Source organism: Pseudarthrobacter sp. SSS035, from assembly GCF_023273875.1.
Lineage (GTDB): Bacteria > Actinomycetota > Actinomycetes > Actinomycetales > Micrococcaceae > Arthrobacter.
The window spans coordinates 1,536,007-1,558,861 of the sequence record NZ_CP096882.1 but is presented as its reverse complement, the minus strand read 5'-3'; the positions used below and the strand labels follow the sequence as shown (position 1 = coordinate 1,558,861).

25 protein-coding genes are annotated in these 22,855 nt (G+C 64.6%); 15 read left to right on the top strand and 10 right to left on the bottom strand.

All coding sequences use genetic code 11. From position 1 onward, the window contains the following. Positions 1-75 precede the first annotated feature (75 nt). Positions 76-1,032: a serine hydrolase gene (locus MUN23_RS07100; protein ID WP_248763168.1), complete on the bottom strand. Its 957-nt coding sequence runs from the start codon at positions 1,030-1,032 to the stop codon at positions 76-78. Between the two features lie 231 nt (positions 1,033-1,263). Here MUN23_RS07100 and MUN23_RS07095 point away from each other — a divergent pair, with 231 nt between their 5' ends. Beyond that, positions 1,264-2,730: a DHA2 family efflux MFS transporter permease subunit gene (locus MUN23_RS07095; protein WP_248763167.1), complete on the top strand. Its 1,467-nt coding sequence runs from the start codon at positions 1,264-1,266 to the stop codon at positions 2,728-2,730. A 111-nt stretch (positions 2,731-2,841) separates the two neighbouring features. Here the strand turns inward: MUN23_RS07095 and MUN23_RS07090 are convergent, their stop codons facing one another. The 3 genes from MUN23_RS07090 to MUN23_RS07080 are packed head-to-tail and all read right to left on the bottom strand — an operon-like array spanning position 2,842 to position 5,493. Beyond that, positions 2,842-3,672 (bottom strand): alpha/beta fold hydrolase, encoded by an 831-nt coding sequence (locus MUN23_RS07090; RefSeq protein WP_248763166.1) that lies wholly within the window; start codon positions 3,670-3,672, stop codon positions 2,842-2,844. Between the two features lie 34 nt (positions 3,673-3,706). Further along, a complete protein-coding gene (locus MUN23_RS07085) occupies positions 3,707-4,570 on the bottom strand; it encodes an alpha/beta fold hydrolase (RefSeq protein WP_371875987.1) in 864 nt (287 codons plus the stop codon). Positions 4,571-4,608: 38 nt separating this feature from the next. Continuing rightward, the gene (locus MUN23_RS07080) at positions 4,609-5,493 is read right to left on the bottom strand and encodes an alpha/beta fold hydrolase (protein WP_248763164.1); all 885 of its coding nucleotides are present in this window, start codon (positions 5,491-5,493) and stop codon (positions 4,609-4,611) included. 67 nt (positions 5,494-5,560) lie between these two features. Here MUN23_RS07080 and lysS point away from each other — a divergent pair, with 67 nt between their 5' ends. From lysS to MUN23_RS07055, 5 genes are all read left to right on the top strand, one after another. After that, positions 5,561-7,093, top strand: coding sequence for a lysine--tRNA ligase (gene lysS, locus MUN23_RS07075; RefSeq protein WP_248763163.1), 1,533 nt, complete (start codon positions 5,561-5,563; stop codon positions 7,091-7,093). 2 nt (positions 7,094-7,095) lie between these two features. Beyond that, complete coding sequence (locus tag MUN23_RS07070; RefSeq protein WP_058930387.1) at positions 7,096-7,275, top strand: hypothetical protein; 180 nt, start codon at positions 7,096-7,098, stop codon at positions 7,273-7,275. Positions 7,276-7,420: 145 nt separating this feature from the next. After that, positions 7,421-7,750: an Lsr2 family protein gene (locus tag MUN23_RS07065; protein WP_104060154.1), complete on the top strand. Its 330-nt coding sequence runs from the start codon at positions 7,421-7,423 to the stop codon at positions 7,748-7,750. A gap of 295 nt (positions 7,751-8,045) precedes the next feature. Further along, positions 8,046-9,179 carry a carboxypeptidase-like regulatory domain-containing protein gene (locus tag MUN23_RS07060; protein ID WP_248763162.1) on the top strand — a complete coding sequence of 378 codons (1,134 nt, stop codon included), beginning with the start codon at positions 8,046-8,048 and terminating at the stop codon, positions 9,177-9,179. Further along, entirely contained in the window at positions 9,124-9,843 is a 720-nt protein-coding gene (locus tag MUN23_RS07055; RefSeq protein ID WP_248763161.1) for a PxKF domain-containing protein, read from the top strand. Before MUN23_RS07060 ends, MUN23_RS07055 begins: the two co-directional genes overlap by 56 nt. A 21-nt stretch (positions 9,844-9,864) precedes the next feature. On the opposite strand, the gene MUN23_RS07050 is transcribed toward MUN23_RS07055, so the two are convergent. Further along, on the bottom strand, positions 9,865-10,341 hold the full coding sequence (locus tag MUN23_RS07050) for a DUF1772 domain-containing protein (RefSeq protein ID WP_248763160.1): 477 nt from the start codon (positions 10,339-10,341) through the stop codon (positions 9,865-9,867). Positions 10,342-10,542: 201 nt separating this feature from the next. Here MUN23_RS07050 and MUN23_RS07045 point away from each other — a divergent pair, with 201 nt between their 5' ends. From MUN23_RS07045 to MUN23_RS07035, 3 genes are all read left to right on the top strand, one after another. Continuing rightward, positions 10,543-11,430: an NmrA family transcriptional regulator gene (locus MUN23_RS07045; RefSeq protein ID WP_248763159.1), complete on the top strand. Its 888-nt coding sequence runs from the start codon at positions 10,543-10,545 to the stop codon at positions 11,428-11,430. Between the two features lie 68 nt (positions 11,431-11,498). Continuing rightward, the gene (locus MUN23_RS07040; protein WP_248763158.1) at positions 11,499-12,461 is read left to right on the top strand and encodes an AraC family transcriptional regulator; all 963 of its coding nucleotides are present in this window, start codon (positions 11,499-11,501) and stop codon (positions 12,459-12,461) included. 137 nt (positions 12,462-12,598) lie between these two features. Further along, positions 12,599-15,091 (top strand): ATP-dependent Clp protease ATP-binding subunit, encoded by a 2,493-nt coding sequence (locus tag MUN23_RS07035; protein ID WP_248763157.1) that lies wholly within the window; start codon positions 12,599-12,601, stop codon positions 15,089-15,091. Positions 15,092-15,184: 93 nt separating this feature from the next. Here MUN23_RS07035 and MUN23_RS23610 read toward each other — a convergent pair whose 3' ends face one another. Beyond that, positions 15,185-16,012 (bottom strand): DUF6597 domain-containing transcriptional factor, encoded by an 828-nt coding sequence (locus MUN23_RS23610; RefSeq protein WP_371875986.1) that lies wholly within the window; start codon positions 16,010-16,012, stop codon positions 15,185-15,187. 73 nt (positions 16,013-16,085) lie between these two features. On the opposite strand from MUN23_RS23610, the gene MUN23_RS07030 reads away from it, so the two are divergent. The 5 genes from MUN23_RS07030 to dhaM all read left to right on the top strand — a co-directional run bounded on the left by MUN23_RS07030 (position 16,086) and on the right by dhaM (position 19,866). Further along, positions 16,086-16,598 carry a glyoxalase/bleomycin resistance/extradiol dioxygenase family protein gene (locus MUN23_RS07030; RefSeq protein ID WP_248763156.1) on the top strand — a complete coding sequence of 171 codons (513 nt, stop codon included), beginning with the start codon at positions 16,086-16,088 and terminating at the stop codon, positions 16,596-16,598. Positions 16,599-16,772: 174 nt separating this feature from the next. Further along, positions 16,773-17,282: an amino-acid N-acetyltransferase gene (locus MUN23_RS07025; RefSeq protein ID WP_248763155.1), complete on the top strand. Its 510-nt coding sequence runs from the start codon at positions 16,773-16,775 to the stop codon at positions 17,280-17,282. 243 nt (positions 17,283-17,525) lie between these two features. After that, positions 17,526-18,527: a dihydroxyacetone kinase subunit DhaK gene (gene dhaK, locus MUN23_RS07020; RefSeq protein WP_056347780.1), complete on the top strand. Its 1,002-nt coding sequence runs from the start codon at positions 17,526-17,528 to the stop codon at positions 18,525-18,527. 2 nt (positions 18,528-18,529) lie between these two features. Further along, entirely contained in the window at positions 18,530-19,162 is a 633-nt protein-coding gene (gene dhaL / locus MUN23_RS07015) for a dihydroxyacetone kinase subunit DhaL (RefSeq protein ID WP_248763154.1), read from the top strand. Continuing rightward, positions 19,159-19,866 carry a dihydroxyacetone kinase phosphoryl donor subunit DhaM gene (dhaM, locus tag MUN23_RS07010; RefSeq protein WP_056347785.1) on the top strand — a complete coding sequence of 236 codons (708 nt, stop codon included), beginning with the start codon at positions 19,159-19,161 and terminating at the stop codon, positions 19,864-19,866. Before dhaL ends, dhaM begins: the two co-directional genes overlap by 4 nt. A gap of 17 nt (positions 19,867-19,883) precedes the next feature. Here dhaM and MUN23_RS07005 read toward each other — a convergent pair whose 3' ends face one another. Beyond that, complete coding sequence (locus MUN23_RS07005; protein WP_248763153.1) at positions 19,884-20,177, bottom strand: DUF3040 domain-containing protein; 294 nt, start codon at positions 20,175-20,177, stop codon at positions 19,884-19,886. A gap of 335 nt (positions 20,178-20,512) precedes the next feature. Between MUN23_RS07005 and MUN23_RS23605 the strand changes: the two genes are divergently transcribed. After that, the gene (locus MUN23_RS23605) at positions 20,513-20,737 is read left to right on the top strand and encodes a hypothetical protein (RefSeq protein ID WP_371876032.1); all 225 of its coding nucleotides are present in this window, start codon (positions 20,513-20,515) and stop codon (positions 20,735-20,737) included. Between the two features lie 104 nt (positions 20,738-20,841). Here the strand turns inward: MUN23_RS23605 and MUN23_RS06995 are convergent, their stop codons facing one another. From MUN23_RS06995 to MUN23_RS06985, 3 genes are all read right to left on the bottom strand, one after another. Further along, positions 20,842-21,273, bottom strand: a complete 432-nt coding sequence (locus tag MUN23_RS06995) for a DUF3592 domain-containing protein (protein ID WP_248763151.1) — start codon at positions 21,271-21,273, stop codon at positions 20,842-20,844. Positions 21,274-21,276: 3 nt separating this feature from the next. Next, the gene (locus MUN23_RS06990; RefSeq protein WP_248763150.1) at positions 21,277-21,708 is read right to left on the bottom strand and encodes a DUF3592 domain-containing protein; all 432 of its coding nucleotides are present in this window, start codon (positions 21,706-21,708) and stop codon (positions 21,277-21,279) included. Positions 21,709-21,772: 64 nt separating this feature from the next. After that, entirely contained in the window at positions 21,773-22,762 is a 990-nt protein-coding gene (locus tag MUN23_RS06985) for an A/G-specific adenine glycosylase (RefSeq protein ID WP_248763149.1), read from the bottom strand. Positions 22,763-22,855 lie beyond the last annotated feature (93 nt).

Genomic DNA, 22,855 nt, shown 5'->3' with positions numbered 1-22,855 from the left:
TTAAGCCCCCGGCGCGCGAATGCTCCGTTCCCTCGATGCCGAGCGCCGGATTGCAAGGAGTCAGCAGGAGCCCGGTTAACCCGCGGGAAAGAGCGTCCCGACGACTGCCCGCGTCAGATCGTGGATCATTTCAGTGCGTTCGGCCTCGTCGGTGCTATCGGCGCCTTCCGTGAAGATCACCAGCGCATACGTTGTCCCGCCATGTTCCAAAAGGGATGCGTCATGGAGGTTTCCTCCAAGCTGACCGTATTTGTGATAGACGGTAATGCCGGGCCCCGAGGCCGCGGGGATAAGTTCCTCGTTGTTGGTTTCCTGCATGTACCCCAGCAACTGCGCGGTGTCATTGGGGTTAAGCAGCTGTCCGGCGTAAAGCTTCGTCAGGACCTGGGCCACTTCCCCGGGAGTCAGCCGGTTGTCTTCGGGATCGTAGGCGATGCCAATCGAGGCTGCATACTGGATCAGCCGCTGGTAGCCGATCCTGCCCATCAACAGGAGCCAGGAATCATTGTTGCTGTTATTGATCATGGACTTGAGCTGGAAAGCGGCAGTGTAGTTCCCCAGCGTCTCATCGAGCCGCACTTCACCGGCCTCCACAAGCCTGAGATAGGCCGCTGCGGTGATCAGCTTGGCAGTGCTGGCCGCAGTATAGGCCGCCGTGTCGCCGAAAGTGCGGACCTGTCCGCCAGCTGTATCCGCGACGGCCACGCCAACGCGGAAGCCGGAGACCCTGCTGATAATTCTCGCGACGCTTCCGTCCTCGGCGCCTGCACCAACCGCGGCCATGGCGTCAACCTCGGGGCCTGCACCAACAGCGGCGCCGGCACCAACCGCGGCCATGGCGCCAACCGGCCCGGTCCCGGCGAAAGCCGCATTCACGGTTCCGGTGACGCCCTCAGAACGGACCACGGCCGAAGTGACGGCAGCCAGCAAAACCATCAAAGCGGCAGCCACCGAAAGAACCAGGGACAACGGGCTTCGGCCATCGCCGTGGTAGTGGCGCCCTGCCGGATATGCGGGGGAGTACGCGTCCACCTGGGGCTCCTGCCTGACCGCTTGCGCGGTCGAACATCACTAGAGGCCCCAGCCCCGACTCATACTCAGTGCGCTGATTAAACCACACCGGCCAGCGAAAACGACCGATCAGAAAAAGCCCGTGCCTAAGAAAAATCCTGTGTCCCGGAATTACTCCGGACGGTAGAGTGTTGGAATCTGCAGCGACGATGCTCGCGAGCCACTTCATACTTACTCCCCGGGGGAACACCCATGTCTACAGAAGTCTCTTCGAACGCCTCCGGGCGGCCCGGGCCGGTTGCGGCGCCGAAGTCCTCCGTGCCGGAGAAAATGTCCCGGGAATCGGTGACCATCATCGCCACTTTGCTCGTGGCGACCTTTGTGGTGATCCTGAACGAGACCATCATGAATGTTGCCCTGCAGCGGCTGATGGTTGACCTTGGCGTGGACGCGCCCACCGTTCAGTGGCTCTCCACCGGCTTTATGCTCACCATGGCCGTGGTCATCCCCACTACCGGGTTCATCCTCCAAAGCCTGTCCACGCGGGCTGTCTTTATGCTGGCCATGGGACTTTTCGCCGGCGGCACCGCACTGGCCGCAGTGGCTCCCGGTTTTGAGATCCTCCTCCTGGCCCGCATCGTCCAGGCCGGCGGCACGGCCATCATGCTTCCGTTGCTGATGACCACCATCCTCACCCTCGTCCCGCTGGCCAAGCGCGGGGCTGTGATGGGCAACGTCAGCATCGCGATCTCCGTGGCACCGGCCATGGGGCCGACTGTCTCCGGGCTGATTCTGGAGCACTTCACCTGGCGCTTTATGTTTGTCTTTGTCCTGCCGGTCGCCCTGGCCGCGCTGGCCATCGGCGCCAAGTACCTGACGAACGTGGGCGAAACCGGGAAGACCAAGCTCGACTTCCTCTCCGTGCTGCTTACCGTTCCGGCCTTCGGTGGCCTGGTGTACGGTCTCAGCCAGATCGGTGGTGGCCAAAGCGGTCCGAGCGCCGTGGCCGTCGCCGCGCTGGTCATCGGCGTCGCCAGCCTGACGGTCTTTGTGCTCCGCCAGGTCCGGCTGCAGAAGGCCGAAGCCCCGCTGCTGGACCTCCGGGCCTTCAACTTCAGGATGTTCACGGTCTCCGTGCTGCTGATGGTGGTGGCCATGATGGCGCTCTTCGGCGGCGTGATCCTGCTGCCGCTCTACCTGCAGGAAATCCGCGGCCTGGGTTCGCTGGAGACGGGGCTCGCGCTGCTTCCCGGCGGCCTGGCGATGGGCCTGCTGGGCCCGTTCATCGGCCGGCTGTTCGACAAAGTGGGCCCGCTGCCGCTCACCGTCACTGGTTCCGTGCTTATGGTGCTGGCCCTGTGGCAGTTCTCAACGCTCGACGCCGGCACTCCGGTCTGGTGGATCGTCACCCTCCACGTGGGGCTCAGTTTCGGCCTGGCGCTGCTGTTCACGCCGGCATTTACCACCGGCCTGAACCCGCTGCCGCCGCACCTCTACTCGCACGGCTCGGCGATCATGAGCACCGCGCAGCAGGTTGCCGGTGCCGCCGGAACGGCGCTGCTGGTGTCCATCTTCGCCGTGGTCTCGGCCGCGTCCGGGCTCGTTGCCGGCATGAGCGCAGCGTTCCTGACGGCAACCGTCATAGCCCTCGCCGCCGTCGTGCTTTCCGCGATGATGCGCAAAACAGAAGGCGCCGCCCCGGGCCACGGCGCCCACTAGCGGACACTACTGACACCGCCACGCATTAAGCGCGAACGGACACTTGAGGCCCTGTTTTCCAGGAAACCAGGGCCTCAAGTGTCCGTTCGCGCTGGGGGAACCACCGCGGGGCTAGCCTGCGAAGAAGTCGCTCAGTTCGGTGATGAGCTTGTCCGGGGCGCGGAGGACGCCGTCGTGGCCGGCCCCATGGAGGATGGTGTAGCTGGAGCCGGTCAGGATGTCGTGGATCTGGCCGCAGGCAACACCGAAGTACGCGGGGCTCTTCTCGCCCACAATAATCAGCGTTTCCAGGGGCAGTTCCAGGAACGGCTCGGCCGGCATGTCCGCGGCGATGATCGCCTTGATTTCCCGGACGCCGGTGCGCATCAGTTCACGCTGCTGCTTGCCCTCGGACGTGCCGGCGGTTAGCTTGTTGGCGATGGTGAGCATGGACAGCGGCATCCGTGAGCGGGTGCCCGCCTCAAGTCCGCGCTGCAGCACGGCCAGGGCGCGGTCGTCGTCCCCGGCGGCCGTGGCGCGTTCGTATTCGGTGGTCCAATCGGCCTTCACGCTGTGGTTCACGGACACGGCCGGGTCGTACACGGCCAGCCGCTCCACCGGAAGGGTCCGGGCCGCGTGCAGGGCCACCGCGCCGCCGAAGCTGTGGCCAAACACGTCGGTACTGGACGTGTGTTTCATAACGGCGTCCAGGTCCCGGATGTCCGAATCCAGTGTGTAATCCTCGGCCTGCGGCGACGACGAACCGCGGCCACGGCGGTTGAACGTGTGCACCGGGCGGCCCAGCGCGGCGCTCAGTTTCTGGGCGAACTTTGTGTAGTCGGCCGCGGTCACCATGGAGGCCGGCACCACAACCACGCCGGAGCCGGCGGAGGCCAGTTCAGCACCCGTGGAGAAGAGCTCCAGGGTGCCGCCGTCGGGGGTCTTGATGTTCTCGCTCGTCATGATCCGAGCCTAGCCGAGCAACCTGCGGAAAGCCTTAGCCCTTGAAGTATTCCGCGATGTCAGCGACAAGTTCCTTCACCGCGGCGGGAATGGACCCGTGGAAGCCCTTGGGTGAGAGCTCGAACGTGCTCCCCGGGACCGCAGCATGAAGGCGCTGGGCCGTGACCTTGTAGTAGCTCGGGCTCTTGCCGCCCACCATAAAGTGCGTGTTGGCGGGCAGGACGGCGAAGTTCCTGACGTGCTCGGCTTCGTCATACGCGGCGCGCAGTTCGCCCACGCCCGTGGGCATCAGCTCCCGGAGCATCTGGTTCACCTTCGTGCGGGACACGACGGCCATCAGCCCTGCCAGGACCGGCTCGGGGACCTTTGACAGCGCGGTGCCCGGCTGCATACCTTTTTTCATCCGGGCCATGGCATGCCCCACCTTGCCGGCGTTCACCGCGGCCTCGAAATCGTCGAGCCAGGACATGTCGATGCTGCCGTCGATGTTGACCGCCGCATCGTAGACAGCCAGCTTGTCCGGTTCGTAGGGGGTGCCCGCGAACTCCTGGACGGCGTTCAGCGCCACCGACCCGCCCAGGCTGTGGCCCAGGACGTTGCGGGCGCCCGTGGCATCCATGACCGTGCGGACATCGGCAATCTCCGTGGCCATGGAATAGTCGGCCGGCTGCTCCGTGGAGTTGCCCCTTCCGCGCCGGTCATAGACATCCACTGCCCACCCGTCGCCGAGCCCGTCGGCCAATGCCATCGAGAACGGCCGGTAGATCAGGGCGGTGAGGAACGCCCCGCCGATGACCACCACCCGGCGTTCGCCCGGCGCATCCTCGGTTCCGTAGCTGTATAAAGCCAGCCTGCCGCCGTCGTGCGTGGGGACTTCCTGCTGTTTCACGCTCCCCATCCTAGGCGCGCCCCCAGGCACCCCACCGGCAAAGCGACCTACCGGCGCCTCCCCAGCTTCCGGACCTGGCCGTCGCTGCCGTTGATGAACCGGGCAATCCGCACGGCCAGCCCTTTGCCTGGGCGGATGGGTCCCTCATGCAGCTGGCCGGGGACCACTTGGAAGTTGATGGACGGCACGGCGGCGGCGAGTTGCCGGCCGGTCTCGGCAAAGTACGCCGGACTCCAGCTGCCGCTGAGCATCAGGATGGGGGTGGTGAGGGCGGTGAAATTCTCCAGGTCGGCGTCCGCGTCCAGTACGGCACGCATTTCGGTGACGGCCGTGGGCAGCAGCTGGCGCATCTCCGCGCCCAGGTTGGTCCTGGCCGAGAGGATGCTCAGCATCCGCAGTGCGCCGAGCGGGAGGTAGGACAGCGGACCGGCCGTGGCCAGGCCCTGGACCAGGTGCGCCCAGGCGTGGTTGAGCTGTCCCGCACTGACGGCATCCTCAAGCTCCGGCCTCCAGCGGTGGGTTAGGTTTCCGGACACGGACACGGCGGCGTCATACGTCACCAGACGGCCGATCGGCAGGGTCCGGGCCGCCTGCAGCGCCACGAAGCCTCCGTAGCTGTGGGCCACCACATCCGTCGCGCCGGTCTGGCGCATGACCGCCGCAAGGTCTCGGACCTCCGTCTTCACCGAATAGTCCTCCGGCTGCGGGGCCGACCCTGCCCTGCCGCGCCGGTTGTAACAGTGCACCGGCCGGCCCAGCAGGACGCTGAGCTTCCGGGCAAAAGGCCGGTAGAGGGCGTCGGTGACCAAAGTTCCGTGGATGAGTACGACGCCGGGAGGTCCCGCCGTCGTCGGGTCCAGCCCCGCGGGGGTGCGGAAGGAGTGCACGTCGAGGCGCCCGCCGTCCTCCGCTTCAACATTCCACGTCTCCACAGCCCGAGTGTATGCCTGGGCGTCCACCGGGAGCCGGCGGCGCGAACTCCCGGTAAACTTGGGGATTGTGACTTCCCAAAACACCCCCACCCCAAAAAATGCCCCAGAGCCGCTCGACGCCAGCGAGCAGATGCGCATCCGCATGGACAAGCGTGCAAAGCTGATCGAGCGCGGCACCGAGGCATATCCGGTGGGTGTGGAACGCACGCATTCCCTCACGGAGATCCGTGAAAAGTACGCGCACCTTGAGGCTGACGACACCACGGGCGACGTTGTAGGCGTCACCGGCCGCGTGGTTTTTGTGCGCAATACCGGCAAGCTCTGCTTCGCCACGCTCCAGGAAGGTGGCGTTGACGGCAAGGGCACCCGGCTCCAGGCGATGCTCAGCCTGGCCAACGTGGGCGAGGAAGCTCTCGCGGACTGGAAGGCGCTGGTGGACCTCGGCGACCACGTGTTCATCAAGGGCGAAGTGATTTCCTCCCGCCGCGGCGAGCTGTCCGTGATGGCCGAGTCCTGGTCCATGGCCTCCAAAGCACTCCGTCCGTTGCCGGTGCTGCACGCGGAACTGAGCGAGGAAACCCGCGTCCGCCAGCGCTACGTGGACCTGATGGTGCGCGACGAAGCCCGGGAAATGGTCTACACGCGCGCCGCGATTACCCGTTCCATCCGCGAGAGCCTGCACCGCCACAGCTACGTCGAAGTGGAAACCCCCATCCTGCAGCTGGTCCACGGCGGCGCCCTGGCCCGCCCGTTCGAGACGCACATGAACGCGTTCGACCAGAAGATGACCCTGCGCATTGCCACCGAGCTTTACCTCAAGCGTGCCGTTGTGGGCGGGATCGACCGCGTCTACGACATGGGCCGCGTCTTCCGCAATGAGGGCGTGGACTCCACCCACAGCCCCGAATTCACCACCCTTGAGTGCTACGAGGCCTGGGCGGACCAGTTCGTCATGGCTGAGCGCATCAAGGAGATCATCCTCGACGCCGCTGACGCCGTGGGTATGGGCCGAACCATCCAGACTGAAGCCGGAGAGATCAACCTCGACGTCGACTGGGCCTGGGTTTCGGTTTACCCCGGACTGTCCGACGCCGTTGGCCAGGAAGTCACGCCGGACACTTCGCTTGAGGTGCTGCGCGAAATCGCCCAAAAGCACGAGGTCAAGGTGGACCCGAAGTGGGACGCCGAGAAACTGGCAGTGGAACTGTTCGGCGAAATTGTGGAACCCACGCTCCTGAACCCCACGTTTGTGTACGACTACCCGCCGTCTGCCCAGCCGCTGGCCCGCCCGCACCGGGAGGACGGCCGGCTGATCGAAGCCTGGGACCTCATCATCGGCGGCATGGAACGCGGCACGGCCTTCTCCGAGCTGATCGACCCCGTCATCCAGCGCGAGCGGCTGACTGAACAGTCGCGGCACGCTGCCGCGGGCGATGTCGAGGCCATGCAGCTGGACGAGGACTTCCTGCGGGCCCTCGAATACGGCGCGCCGCCCATGGGCGGCATCGGCTTGGGTATTGACCGGCTGGTGATGTTGTTCACCGGCGCCGGAATCCGCGAAACCATCCTTTTCCCGCTTCTGAAGCCCGAAGGCCACTAATCATGGAATATGTAGCCGTACTCCTGCCCTCGCTCGTGGTCGGCCTGCTTTTCTGGTTTGCCATGAAATCCATCTTCAATGCCGATAAGTCCGAGCGTAAGGCCGAAGCGCGGGCCCAGGCCGAGGCGGAATCGCGTTCCGCAGCGCCATTGAACGAACAGAACCCGGAAACGGACAAATAGCTCGAAAGAGCTTTCTGCGGGTTCCTGCGGATTTCCACAGGAACCATCCGACGCTTTGACGCGTTGCCATTAAGAGGTTCATACTTTTAATAGGAACATCCTCATTTTCTGACAACCGAACCTTTCCAAGAGGAAGACATATTTAATGGCACAGAAAGTAAACATCATCCTCGTCGATGATCTGGATGGGGGATCTGCGGACGAGAACGTCCGTTTTGGCCTCGATGGGGTCAGCTACGAAATCGATCTGTCCTCGGCCAACGCGGCCGAGCTCCGTTCTGCCCTGGAGCGCTTTGTTGCCGCCGGGCGCAAGACCTCGGCCGGCAGAGCCACCCGCACCAAAGCGGTGGTAGGCCCCCGTACCAACGACTCCGCGCAGATCCGTCAATGGGCGCGGGATAACGGCTACACGGTTAACAGCCGAGGCCGAATTCAGGCTGAAATCCAGGAAGCCTACCAAAAGGCAAATTCCTGACCTGCGCCTCTCCGGCTTGGTATTAGGCCCTGTCTTCACCTTCGGGTGGGGGCAGGGTTTTTTGATGCCAATTGTGAATGCGCAAGACGGGCTTGGGTATGCGCAAAACCCTTGCTGACTAACAGCCTCCGGGCGTACCGTTGGGCTAATCGTCGCGCAATTTCCTTGGGATGAGCCGGCGATTCGGTTTGAGCCTTCGGTCTGGGACGCCCGCTCGAATTCGCCCACTTGAATCTTTGCGTGGCGGGAGCCTGGAATGTCTGTAATTAGCGGGTCTCGGCGATTTACGGCAGTGTTGGCGACTCTGATTCTGCTGCTGGCTGCGCCCCTCGGCGCTCCGGCGTTTGCAAATGATGACGTGCACCTGAGCGTCATCCTGGATTCGCCGGATGTCCTGGCCATTATCAACGCCAGCCCGGAGCCCGAAATCGACACCGACGTCACATTTGAGGTGTTCAACGCGGGCAACGGCGCGCTTTTTCGCACGTACACGCAAACGGCAAGTTCTGGTGTGGCGAATAAGTCGATAAATCTCGCGGACGGGCGTTACAAGATCAGGGCCACGGCCGCCGGGTTCCTGGAAAGTTGGTACACAGCATCTTCAGGCAGCGATGGGAATGCGTTAGCGGAACTGCTCGGCTACCAGGAGAGGGGCACGCTCGCGACGGCTGATGAAATAGTGGTGGACTCCGTCACAGGCACGTCCAGCTGGAACTCCGAGAGTTGGACGGTGCTGCACCGATCGGAGTCCTCGATCTCCGGTGCAGTAGGAGATGACTTTTCAGCGCGGGAGGGATCCCTGTTGGAGGGCGTGGCGGTGGAACTCTACGACGCGGCAGCGACGGATCCAGAGGCCGTCCCCGTCGCTGAGGTCTCAACAGACGAAAACGGCTACTACACCTTCCCGGACGTGGCCCCTGGAGCCTACAAAGTTCGCTTCCAACACGAGGGAGTGGAGCGCTGGTGGCCCGAAACGCCTAACCGGGCCGAGGCTGAGCCCATCAACCTAACCGGCGCCAATAACTTCAACCTCGCCTACGCAATTTTCCGGGTTGAACCGGTTGCTGTGGACCAGGGACGTGTTCTGACGCTCACGGGTCAGCCTGCACTGGGCGCTACCCTGACGGCCGTACCGGATTACGTTGAGGACGGTCCTGATGGAGAGGACTGCCTGCAACGGTACACGTGGTTCATTGGCACTGAAACGGTTCCGGGCGCCTTTGGCTCAACGTTTGTGGTGCCGCTGGATGCGGGGGGGCAAATCCGTGAGCACGCGGCTGGACATCGTGGGCATCGGTTGTACGAACACAGCCCTGATGAGCAATGCTGTGGGGCCGGTGGATCCAAGCCTCACTGTGTTTGGGCAAGGCAGTGTGGCGGCATACGTGGACAGTGCGGGCGGGGGAGGCCTCACGCTGACGTTCGGTGATGTGGTGACGGCCGGCATAACAACAGTCGCCAAGCTTGAGTTGGATGACCTGCTCCTCGACGGCGGGTTTTCCTCGCTGACTGACCCGCCGCTGTACTACGACATTGCGACCACGGCTGGGTTCGATCGGGAGCTCGGCGTGGAAGTCTGCGTCGTCTTTGACGTCGGGAACATGATGCCAGCGGAGGCGGCGAGTCAGCATCTGTACCACTACGTGGACGGCGTCTGGGTAGACATCACCAGTAGCAGCAGTCACGGGAAGGTGTGCGGGTTGACCACTTCCTTCTCACCATTTGCCGTAGGCCAGCCAGGGTGGCGGTTCCGTGGCTTCCTGCAGCCGGTGGATAACGGCGGCACTCTGAACGCCATGAAGGCCGGCGCTGCCGTGCCCATCAAGTTCGGGGTCGGCGGGAACCGGGGGCTGGATATCCTGGCGGCGGGAGCGCCGTCGTCGTCCGTCATTGCGTGCCCCGGCGGCACCGCGCCGGACGAAGTGGAGCAGACTGTCGCGGCGGGAAGCAGTTCGCTGAGCTATGCGGCCGGCTCCGATACGTACACGTACGTGTGGAAAACCCAGAAAGCCTGGGCAGGAACGTGCCGGCAATTCACCCTGGGATTGAATGACGGGACAACTCACACGGCGCTGTTCGACGTCCGGAAATAGGGTGCCCCCCGACAGCAAGACTCACGGCTGACCCAACGCTGCCCAGGCAACGCTGAGCGCGATCAGCGCCGCCAGCGACAGCCAGGTGCGGTGGATGTTCCACCGGGTCCATCGGCGCTCGAATGCCCTTCTGCCGGCGGCGGCGTCTCCTGAGCTTGCCTGGTCGAGGCCATTGTTCAAGGGGATGTTCGCGGCGAATGTGATGACCAGCGTCGCTGTGTAGCAGGCCAGGGACACAGAGAGGGGGAGTGCGCTGGCAAGACCGTTGGCCCATGAAAAGCCTGCCGAGCCGGCCAATGCCAGGAAGGCGCCGACAAAGCTCAGCGCGAACACCGGATTCTGGATGGCCGTGTTGATCCGGGACATGGCGCTGACAAATGTCGCGTCATCGGTGGCGCGCAGCCCCGGCATCACCGAGCAGGCGTAGGAGTAGTAGAGCCCCCCGATCCCGGCGAGGGCTACGGTCGCTGCGGTCATGAGCAGGGTGATGACTTCCATGGCTCTGGTCCTGTTCCGGGGCGGGCGCCCGTATCGGTGGTTGTTTGGAAACGAGAAAAAACCCCTCATTCCTGACGCTACCTTCAGTGTGGGATTCAAAACCGCCTGTGTGTCCGCCAGCCGGGCAGACCGATACGGGAACGAATGAAGTTGAGTGGAGCGCGTATGTCGGGCGGCCAACGTCCTTGGTTCGATAGGACCATGGAAAACCACAAGCCCACCATGGCATCGAACTTGACGGACAACGGCACTATCCTGGTCATCGGCGGCACGGGCAAGACGGGGCGACGGGTAGCGGAGCGGCTGACGGATCTCGGCATTCCCGTCCGCATCGGATCACGCTCCGGGAGCCCGGCTTTTGACTGGGAAGACGCCGGCACCTGGGATGCGGCCCTCGACGGAATCACCAAGGCCTACGTCACGTATTACCCGGATCTTGCGTTCCCCGGCGTGTCCGAGTTGATTGCCGAGTTCGCTGCGGCAGCCGTGGCCCGCGGCGTCGAGAAAATCGTCCTGCTGTCCGGCCGCGGTGAGGACGGGGCTGTAGCCAGTGAGGAATCGGTCCGCACGTCAGGCGCGGCCTGGACCGTCGTGCGATGCAACTGGCTCAACCAGAACTTCAACGAAAGCTTCTTCCTGGGCCCAGTGTTGGAGGGTGCCATCTCCATCCCTGCAGGAGATGCGGTGGAGCCTTTCGTCGACGCCGAGGATATTGCGGACGTCGCCGTAGCAGCCCTGACCCAACCCGGCCACGACGGCCAGGTTTACGAACTCTCCGGGCCCAGGCTCTTGGGATTCCATGAGGTTGCCCGGGAGATCAGCGCCGCAACCGGCCGTGACGTGGTCTATAGCCCGGTGACGGCGGCCGAGTATGAAGCCATCCTGGCCAAGGAAGGGTTGCCGCGGGAGTTTGTTGACCTCTTCACTCTGATTCTCGACGGGCGCAACGCCACCTTGGCTGACGGTGTCCAGCGGGCCTTGGGCCGCGAACCCAGGGACTTCCGTGAATTCGCACGTGAAGCCGCGGCGACAGGGGTATGGGCCGTCGCAGCGGAGCCGGTTGCACGCGAAGTTTCAGGCGTCAGTTGACGGGAGTATAGGAAGACTTTTCATTATTTGAACAGCAAAATGCATGTCCCATGCTCTAGGATTTCCGTATGGATCCATTGGCTGATTTTCTCGATGGGCCCCGAGCGCGGAACGCGTTCTTGCTGCAGGTAAAGATGTCTCCGCCGTGGTCCATCAGGGTGGAGGACGACGCGCCACTCACGATAGTCGCCATGCTGGGCGGCTCGGCGTACTTCCGACAAAGCGGGAGCGAGCCGCTACTGCTGGAGCCTGGAACCGTTCTGCTGATCCGGGATCCTTCCGCGTATGTCCTCGCCGACAATCCGCACGAAAAGCCCCAATATTTCATCGGGGTGGACCAGACCTGCTCGGGATCCAACGGCGAGGAACTTGCCCAGAGCCTCCGCACCGGATTGCGGACCTGGGGCAACAGTGCCGACGGCAGGGATGCCATGCTGGTGGGCACTTATCGAAGTAGCGGCGAAGTGGGGGACATTTTGCTGGCTTCGCTGCCGCCGCATCTGCTCGTCGAGGCGACCGATAATCCGATTGTCACCTTACTGATGCAGGAGATCGGGACCGACGGCGTAGCCCAGGCCAGCGTCCTTGACCGGCTTCTGGACCTCCTGCTCATCCGTGCCGTCCGGACTTGGACCGCCCAGGATTCCAACGCCGAGCACAGTTGGCTTACAGCGGAGCGGGACCCGGCCGTCCAGCAGGCCATCCGCCTCATCCACAGCTCGCCGGCCAAGTCCTGGACTGTGGAATCCCTCGCGGGGAGTGTCGGAGTATCCCGGGCGTCACTGGCGCGCCGCTTCCATGACCGCGTCGGCAAACCGCCCATGGCTTACCTGAACCAGTGGCGCCTTGCGAAGGCCGCTGACCTGATGAGCGATCAGCGGTTCACCCTCTCCGCCATTGCGCGCCAGGTGGGCTACGCAAGCCCTTTCAGTTTCAGCACTGCTTTCAAGAAACGGTACGGCGTAAGCCCCCAGGAATACCGACGGCGGCAGCCGGCAGCCCCGCCTTTGGAGGCGCCGGGCGGCCCCTGACCGTTCAACCTGCGCCTCTACCGCAGGCTCGATGCCGCAGTTTGCACGCGTCATGTTTCCCCTGTGGCGAACACGCTCCCCAAGACTGGGTCTGCCACGTAGCATCAAAGTACGTCGTAGCTAGGAGTGTGGCGAAAATGTTTGAGCGATTTACGGACCGTGCCCGTCGCGTAGTTGTGCTTGCCCAAGAAGAGGCACGCATGCTGAACCACAATTACATTGGTACCGAACACATCCTCTTGGGTCTGATCCACGAAGGTGAAGGCGTTGCCGCCAAAGCTCTTGAGTCCTTGAGCATTTCGCTCGACGGCGTGCGCGAGCAGGTACAGGAGATCATCGGCCAGGGCCAGCAGGCCCCGTCCGGCCACATCCCCTTCACCCCGCGCGCCAAGAAGGTGCTGGAACTCTCGCTGCGCGAAGCCCTGCAGCTGGGCCACAACTACATCGGCACGGAGCACATCCTGCTGGGCCTCATCCGCGAGGGTGAAGGTGTTGCCGCCCAGGTGCTGGTCAAGCTGGGCGCAGACCTCAACCGCGTCCGCCAGCAGGTTATTCAGCTCCTCTCGGGCTACCAGGGCAAGGAAACCACCGGCGCCGGCGTCGGTCCGGGCCAGCCCGAAGGCACTCCTGCGGGTTCCGTGGTCCTGGACCAGTTCGGCCGCAACCTCACCCAGGCTGCGCGCGAGAACAAGCTGGACCCGGTGATCGGACGCGAGTCCGAAATGGAACGCGTTATGCAGGTCCTTTCGCGCCGCACCAAGAACAACCCAGTCCTGATCGGTGAGCCCGGCGTCGGCAAGACCGCCGTTGTCGAAGGCCTCGCCCAGGCGATTGTCCGCGGCGACGTCCCGGAAACCATCAAGGACAAGCAGCTGTACACCTTGGACCTCGGTTCCCTGGTGGCCGGCTCCCGGTACCGCGGTGACTTCGAAGAGCGCCTGAAGAAGGTCCTCAAGGAAATCCGCACCCGCGGCGACATCATCCTCTTCATCGACGAGATCCACACGCTTGTGGGTGCCGGCGCGGCTGAAGGCGCTATTGATGCTGCGTCCATCCTGAAGCCCATGCTGGCCCGCGGTGAACTGCAGACCATCGGTGCCACCACCCTTGATGAGTACCGCAAGCACATCGAGAAGGACGCCGCGCTCGAGCGCCGTTTCCAGCCGATCCAGGTCAAGGAGCCCTCCGTCGCGCACGCGATCGAGATCCTCAAGGGCCTGCGTGACCGCTACGAGGCGCACCACCGCGTCACCATCACCGACGGCGCCCTCACGTCGGCCGCGAACCTCGCCGAGCGCTATATCTCGGACCGCTTCCTGCCGGACAAGGCCATCGACCTGATCGATGAGGCCGGTGCCCGGCTGCGTATCCGCCGGATGACCGCTCCGCCGGAGCTGAAGGCCATGGATGAGCGGATCGCCAAGCTGAAGATGGAGAAGGAATCCGCCATCGACGCGCAGGACTTCGAAGGCGCCGCTTCGCTCCGGGACAAGGAGCAGAAGCTCATTACTGAGCGCTCCGAGAAGGAACGCCACTGGAAGTCCGGCGGCATGGATGACATTTCCGAGGTGGATGAGGATCTCATCGCCGAGGTATTGGCCAACTCCACCGGCATCCCTGTCTTCAAGCTGACCGAGGAAGAGTCCACGCGCCTGCTGAAGATGGAAGACGAACTACACAAGCGTGTGGTGGGCCAGAACGAGGCCATCAGGTCCCTGTCCCAGGCAATCCGCCGTACCCGTGCAGGCCTGAAGGACCCCAAGCGTCCGGGCGGCTCGTTCATCTTCGCCGGCCCCACCGGCGTCGGCAAGACCGAGCTCGCCAAGGCCCTGGCCGAATTCCTGTTCGGTGACGAGGACGCCCTCATCACGCTGGACATGTCCGAGTACTCGGAGAAGCACACTGTTTCACGGCTCTTCGGTGCCCCTCCGGGGTATGTCGGCTACGAAGAGGGTGGCCAGCTCACCGAGAAGGTCCGCCGTCGTCCGTTCTCCGTGGTCCTGTTCGACGAAGTGGAGAAGGCGCACGCTGACCTCTTCAACTCACTCCTGCAGATCCTGGAAGACGGCCGCCTGACCGACTCCCAGGGCCGCGTGGTGGACTTCAAGAACACCGTGATCATCATGACCACAAACCTGGGCACCCGGGACATCTCCAAGAGCGTTGCCACCGGCTTCCAGTCCGGCACAGACACGCAGACCGGCTACAACCGGATGCGCGCCCGTGTGACTGAAGAGCTTAAGCAGCACTTCCGTCCGGAGTTCCTGAACCGTGTGGATGACGTTGTGGTGTTCCCGCAGCTCACCCAGGACGAGATCATCGAGATCGTGGACATGTTCGTTGGGCGCCTGGAGAAGCGCCTCAAGGACAAGGACATGGGCATCGAGCTGACCACCGCGGCCAAGGTGCTCCTGGCGACCCGCGGCTACGATCCCGCCATGGGTGCCCGGCCGCTGCGCCGCACCATCCAGCGCGAGATCGAGGACCAGCTCTCCGAGAAGATCCTGTTCGGCGAGCTCCACGCCGGTGACATCGTTGTAGTGGACGTGGATGGCGAAGGCGACGACGCCAAGTTCACGTTCGCCGGCAACGCCAAGCCGCGCATCCCGGAGATCGCCCCCAGCGTCTAAGCACGTCGCGTCAGCCAAGGCCCCGCCACTCCCAAAAGGAGCGGCGGGGCCTTCGCTCTTAACTGGAGTCGTGGTTGAGTCCGGCGGCGAGCATCAGGCATTTGCCGGCGCCTGCTCGTACCTCGCTCTGACGGCGCCTACACAAATGTCTGATGCTCGCCGCCTCGTGCGTTGGTGCGCCTTTTCGCGAAGCGAGCGTGCCGGGGTCATTTGTGTAGCTTGCGTCAGAGCGACGAAGGAGCAGCAAGCGGCAAATGGCGCCGGTACGGGAGCGACCCGGCCAACGGAAGCGCACCGGCGCCTCCGGATGAGCGCGGACGGGCTCAGCCCGATGTACTTCCGCGCTACCCGTTGAAGGGTTCTCGGCGAAACAAACAGACGCGCGGCGACGTCTTCCATGCGGGTTAGGTCGGCGCATGTTCCGATCATGTCCATCATCGCGTTGGCAAGGATGCCTTCCTCGGACACCCCTGGACTCTGCGTTACCAGCCAGCCAGTGAAAGCCTCCACCGCGCGTTGTCGACGTTCCCGTGGATCAGTTCCCCTCATCGCCTCCGCCACTGAGGCATGCAGATCCGCGAGCGGTAGTGGCAGCTGGGAATCCCGCAGGCTCCCCGGATCATCGGTGAAACGTGGAACCAGCGCGGGACGCAGGAGGGCGCCAACCGCCCAGCCCCGGCCCGTGAGATCGCGATGCGATCGACGGGTTGTCGGGCCTGCGAACTCAACGAGATCCTTTTGGACCACAAGGTTGGACGTCGGGAACGCGATCACGTGCTGGCGGGACGTGTGCCCTGGCTCAATGTCCCACTCGGGGATCCAGAACCACTGCACCAGGTTCGTGACGGACTCAGGCGCGGGCACACGGTGAAATGTGGGGAGCCGGGCCGGGTAGAGGATTCCCTTGAACGAACCCACCATGGGAGGACACTCCTTATCCAGGCTGTCGCAATTCTCCAAGCCGCTGAGCCGACCTGTGCGTACCGTGAGATCTATGACTGATACTACAAGCCCCGAACTGACCAACGCCGCCGATGGCAAACACACGAAATCCGGTATCCCGCACGGCTTCACGAGCCTCACGCCGTTCCTTGCGATCCCTTCTGCCAAGGAGGCGATCACCTTCTACCAGGACGTCTTCGGCGCGCGAACAGTAAATGTCACCGAGATCGGCGGAATCGTCGTCCACGCCGAACTTGACTTCGGTCAGGGGCGACTCCAGATTGGCGAGCCCAACCCGGACTACCACCTCGTTCCGGCGCCGAACGGCGACGATGATTGCTACTCCATCGGTTTCTACTGCGCCGATGCGGACGCTCTTATTGCGCGCGCCGAGCGGATGGGGGCTACCGTTCGGGAGCCGCTGTCCACATTTGTCTCAGGAGACCGATTCGCCAGCATCCGGGACCCCTACGGTGTGCGCTGGTCCATCATGACTCGCGTGGAGGACCTCTCCGAAGAGGAAAGCACCCAGCGCGTCGCCGACTGGGCCGCCAAGCAAGGCTGAGCCTCGCTTTACCCTCCGTCCCGGTGGTGAGTCCGGCGTCGAGCATCAGACATTTGCCGGCGCCTGCTCCTTCGTCGCTTTGACGGCGCCTACACAAATGCCTGATGCTCGAAGCCTCGTGCGCCGGCACGGGAGCGCCCAAACCAGCGGGGCTGCCATCGTAGGATGGACCCTGTGACTGACTCCTTCCATATCCGTTCTGCACGTACCAGTGACGTGGCCGCCATCAAGCGCCTTGTGGCGCCGTTGGCTGTGCAGCGGATCCTGATGGCGAAAGAGACCGTTGCCTATTACGAAAGCCTCCAGGAGTTCCGGATCGCAGAAGCCGACGACGGCGAAGTCATCGGCTGCGGCGCCCTGCACGTTATGTGGGAGGATCTCGCCGAAGTCCGCACGCTGGCCGCATCGGACGCGTGGCGCGGCAAGGGCGTAGGGCACGTGCTGGTGGAAAGCCTGCTGGACGAGGCCCGGGAACTGGGCGTTGCCCGGGTCTTCTGCCTCACGTTCGAGGTGGATTTTTTCAAGCGTCACGGCTTCGAGGTCATGGCCGACCAGACGGCCGTGGACCCGGTGGTCTACTCCGAGCTGCTGCGTTCCCATGACGAAGGCGTTGCCGAGTTCCTGGACCTGGCGCGGGTCAAGCCCAACACCCTGGGCAATACCCGCATGATCAAGACCCTCTAGGCACCCCCAATCACCCTGCCGCGGGCAACCCCGGCAACAAGGCGCCCTGTGACATAAATAGCTTTATGTCGAATTGATGGATAAACTGTCAGGGTTGCAGTGTGGGGCCTGCCGTAAGGGACAGTCATTGGGGGCTGTCCCTTACCGCTTCCGCCGCATCGTCGCAGGCTACCGGACTTCAGGCGGCGGTAGTAGGGTCAAAGTGCATCCTCCAGGAAGCACCCACACCCCAGGAGTTCTGCCATGAAAAAGCTCATCAATGATCCCCGTTCCGTGGTTGACGAATCCGTCGAAGGATTCGGTCTGGCCCACGCGGGACTCGTCACCGTCACTGCCGATCCGAAGTACGTCACGCGCAAAGACGCGCCGGTGGCAGGGAAGGTCGGACTCGTCTCCGGCGGGGGTAGCGGCCACGAGCCGCTCCACGCCGGGTTTGTCGGGCTGGGAATGCTCGACGCCGCCGTGCCGGGGGCGGTGTTCACCTCGCCGACGCCGGACCAGATACTTCCGGCGACGCTCGCCGTTAACTCGGGCGCCGGGGTCGTCCATATCGTGAAGAACTACACCGGCGACGTCCTGAACTTTGAGACCGCAGCGGAACTGGCGCAGGCCGAAGGTGTGGACATCCGCACCGTCCTGGTCAATGACGACGTCGCGGTGGAGGACTCCCTGTATACCGCAGGCCGCCGCGGAGTGGGCGGCACCGTTCTGGTGGAGAAAATCGCCGGCGCCGCGGCTGAGCGGGGCGATAGCCTCGATGCCGTGGCCGCGATCGGTGACCGCGTCAACAGCAACGTCCGCACCATGGGGGTTGCGCTGTCCGCGTGCACAGTACCGCATGCGGGAACGCCCAGTTTCGACCTGGCGGATGATGAGATCGAGATCGGCATCGGCATCCATGGCGAGCCCGGCCGGCACAAAATCCCGATGGAGAACGCTGACGGCATCACGGACCGCCTGCTGGACCCGGTCCTCAGCGACCTGGGCATCACCGGCGGCGAGAAAGTATTGCTGTTCGTCAACGGCATGGGCGGGACCCCCCTGAGCGAGCTGTACATCGTCTACCGCCGCGCTGCCCAGGTGATCGCAGAACGTGGAGCCGCCGTCGAACGCTCGCTGGTAGGGAACTACATCACGTCCCTGGAAATGCAGGGCTGCTCCATCTCGGTGCTCCGGCTCGACGATGAACTGACGCAGCTGTGGGACGCTCCGGTGCACACCGCAGCCCTGCGTTGGGGCGTGTAACCGTGGTGCTGGACGTGAAATGGGCCGTCAGATGGCTGACTCTCTGCGCCCAGGCCATGGCGGAAAACCGGGTGTGGCTCATCGAACTCGACCGTGCGATCGGGGACTCGGACCACGGCGAGAACATGGACCGCGGCTTCCAGGCGGTGCTGGAGAAACTGGCTGAAGCGCAGCCTGAGACGCCCGGCGCGGCCTTGAAGCTGACTGCCATGACCCTGATGTCCAAGGTGGGCGGCGCCGCGGGGCCCTTGTACGGAACCGCGTTCCTGCGGGCCTCCACCGCTTTGGGCGATGCCGCCGAGATCGATCCGGGGCGCCTCGCCGACGCACTTGTGGCTGCACGCGACGGGATCGTGGCCCGGGGCAAGGCTGAGTCCGGCGACAAGACCATGGTGGATGCCTGGACCCCAGCCGCGGAGGCGGCGCAGGCCGCCGCGGCGGACGGCACAGACAACGTCCTTGGCGTGCTGATCGCCGCAGCCGAGGCGGCTGAGGCCGGAGCCGTGGCCACCGATCCGCTGGTGGCCCGCAAAGGCCGCGCCAGCTACCTGGGGGAGCGGAGCGCGGGCCACCGCGATCCCGGGGCCGCCTCCAGCGCCCTCATTCTCCGGGCTGCTGTTGGGGCCGCAGCATGACGGTTCGCCTGGTGGTGGTGTCCCATAGCGAAAAAATTGCCGACGGCGCCGTGGAGCTTGCCGCCCAGATGGCGCCCGACGTCGTAATCCTCGCCGCCGGGGGCACCGCCGACGGCAGGATCGGAACGAGCCTGGAGAAAGTCATGTCTGCCCTGGACAAGGCGGCCGGCGGCGATGGCGTGGTGGTCCTGACGGACCTGGGATCGGCAGTGATGACGGCGGAATCGGCCCTGGAGCTCGTGGAGGAGCCGGCCGGCGTGCTCCTGGCGGACGCGCCCCTGGTGGAAGGCCTCGTGGCTGCCGCCGTGGCCGCACAGGGCGGCGCCGACGTGAAGGCAGTCAAACGTGCCGCCGAAGCGGTCTACGGATTGGGACCGGAGGTGGCGGCTGCTTCGCGGGTGCTCGCCGAAAGCACCGTGGCTGAAGGGTCCGTCACCGGTTCAGGACCGGACTTCACCGGCGACTTCGAACTGGTGAATGAGGCCGGCATGCACGCCCGTCCGGCCGCCAAGATCGCGGGCGGTCTGGCGTCCCTCAACGCCGAGGTCACGGTCAACGGGGTGGATGGCGCGTCAATGACGTCCCTAATGACCCTGGCGGCAGGCAAGGGATCCCTGCTCCATATCGAGGCTTGGGGGCCCGACGCCGAGCGCGCCCTGAACTACGTCGGCGGCTTGGTGCAGGCAGGCTTCGGCGAGCCGTAGGCCGTGGCCTGAGTTGCCTATTTGACCTGGCTGCTGCGGCCCAAGCTAAAGGACCGCTTGTCCACGAGCAGGTACGTGCCGGCTCCCATCAGCAGGAAACCGCCGACGCCGACCGCGATGATCTGCGTGCTGACCCCGACAATAAGCAACACCAGCCCGAGCAGGCATGCAATGGCACCGAGGTAGATACGGCGCCCAAACCTGAGGCCCACCGAGCCGGTCGAGAGTTCCTCAGCGAGCCTGGGGTCGTCTGCCGCCAGGCCCGACTCCAGCTCCTCGAGCTGTTTCCGCTCCCTATCTGAAAGTGGCATCCTTACCCCTTCCCGGCGGGGAACCTGTGCTAAATCCAACGTTGCCGATGCTGGTAATACAGACCGTAGAAGTGTCCTGAGTGGAAGTCAAGGGCGGGGCTTGACGGGGCTTATTTGTCGCCAGCGAGGGCGGTCAAACGGCTTGTCGCAGTCCCTCGGCGTCGAGAATCACCGACGCCGTGACGAACCTCCCGCAATGCTCCCCGTAGGGGTAGGCGCCGCGGGGCCGGAAATCCAAGGTGCGCACAGGGAGGGCGGATCCGCCAGCAGAAGTACCCGTGGCGGTCAGCGCCATCGGGGCCTCCGTGAGGGACTCCAGCATCAGCATCCCGATCATGGTCCCGTCCGGGGACGCCGTGGCAGAGCAGACCCCGTCCGGTGCGCAGCCTTGGTCAATCGAGGCAGTGCCGGGAAAAAGCTCGACGGCGGCTTCCTTACAGACGCCGTCCTGGCAGGCCTTCAGGCGCAACGACCCCACCTGCGCCACGTACTCCCGCGCCACTGTCACCGAGACGGCAGTGGCCTGGGCGATGGCAGGGCACGGCGGCGGGACGGGGTAGTAGTAGTAGCAGCCGGAGGTGAGAACCGCCGTCGTCATCAGTGCCAGAAGTACCCCGGACTTGCCCATACTTCAGGGTAAATCCGGAGCCGGAAGCCCGCATTGCTACCAGGAAAGTGATGCAAACATTGTTATGGCTGTGGCCCCAAAGATCACCATAATGAGACCTGTGGCCAGCCGGCCTTTGGCAACAGCGAAGACCGGCAGCGTGGATTCGGCGGGATTGGCCGGGTTGTAGACCACGGGTATGTGCGTGCCGATGATCGCCTGGTCCTGGCTGTAGATATCGGCCTGCCCCAGCCAGCGTTTTCCCCCGGCGTCCGCGAATTCGTACGACGGCGCAAACCGGTTCCGGCCGTTGCTCGCGGGTCCGTCCGTGCCGTGCAGGTTTCCCGTGACGGTGGCCGAAGCCTCCTGCCACCCCGCCATGGAACGTTTGCGGCGGAAGGACGCGGCCAGGGACAGCCCCATCAGGATCAGGCCCGCGGCAAGGAAAAGCCCGGGCAGGACGATGAACAGCATTTTCAGGGAGTCCACGGCTCAGCCCAGCGGGAAAGCGCCGGCGACCCAGAACAGCAGTAGGGCGAAAAATACGAAGACCGGCATGAGGCACCCGATCACCATTTTCGATTCGGAGGCCACCTGGAATGACTGGTTGGGATTCGCCGGGTTGTAGGCCACTGCCAGGGGCGATCCCGGTGCCTGCCGGTTGGCGTACGAAACCTCGGATTCGCCGGCAAACAGGGTCCCGTTGGGGTCGGCGAACTGGTACGTGGGGTAGAAGCGGCGGCTCCGCGTTGAGCCGCCTCCGCCATGTGTCCAGCCCGCCACGTTGCCGGTGACGGTCGCCTGGACCTTTGGCCAGCCGGCGATCAGTTTTTCCTGCCGCTTGGCTTTCCGCAGCGAATGGACCAGCGCAAAAATGACGCCCGCAACAAACAGTGCCCAGATGACGTACAGCACGATTCTCATGAATTTCCCCCGGTTTGAGTCACCAGAAAGTATGCCATCGGGCGCGGGCCACCCTAAAGGCGGCTCAGGCAGGCAGCCGGTAGCCGCCCTGGTGCAGCTCGGCCAGCCCGTCGCCAAGGAGGCCGGCAATGGCACGTTCGAGCTGTTCCGGCGCGGAGTTCAGGCGGTGCAGTGCGGACAGGGGCACGCCGATTCCGTCCGCCGCGAAGCCCAGGTCAGCAGGCTCCCGCTGGAACATTTCCGCCGGCACCGGTGCGTCCGCAAGCCGGAGCACAGCCATCACGGCACCCCGGACCTGCCGGTCAGTTCCGTGCCACGCCTGACCTTTGGGAACGTACGACGGCGGCGGCGCACCGGCTGCCAGCCACGCACAGGAGTCCCGCACCGGGCAGTCCGCGCACTTGGGCGCCCGCGCCGTGCAGACCAGCGCCCCCAGTTCCATCACCGCAGCATTCCAGTGCACGGAGGTCCCGACGTCGTCCGGCAGCAGTTCCGCCGCGAGCCGCATCTCCGCAGCGTTCAGCGATGGTGAGGGGAGCGCGACGCCGGAGACCAGGCGCGCGTGCACACGCCGGATGTTCGTGTCCACCACAGTCTCCCGGCGTTCGAAGGCAAAGGCGGCAACGGCCGCGGCCGTGTAGCTGCCCACCCCGGGCAGGGCCAACAGCTCCGTGTAATTGTCGGGGACCTTGCCGCCGTGGTCGCGGACGATGGCAGCGGCGGCTGCGTGCAGGCGGAGTGCCCGGCGGGGGTAGCCGAGCCTTCCCCAGGAGCGGACGGCTTCCCCTGCAGGCTCGCCGGCGAGGGCGGCGGGGGTGGGCCAGTGCCCGAGCCATTCCCGCCAGACAGGCAGCACCCGCACCACTGGGGTCTGCTGCAGCATGACCTCGCTGACCAGGACTCCCCACGGTGAGCAGTGGCGTTCGCGCCAGGGCAAGTCCCTCGCCGTCTCGGCGAACCAGCCGGTGATCCTGCGGTGCAGGGCCGCGAGCTGGTCGGGGCGGAGGTCATCCGTGCCGAACTGGGCCGTAACGGGGGCGCCGTCCGCGGGCATGGCTGGGGAAAGGGTTGTAGCGTCGATCCCAACACTGTAGTGGATTCGCGGGAGGCCGCGCGAAGATGCCGCGGAAAAACTGTGACCTAGCGT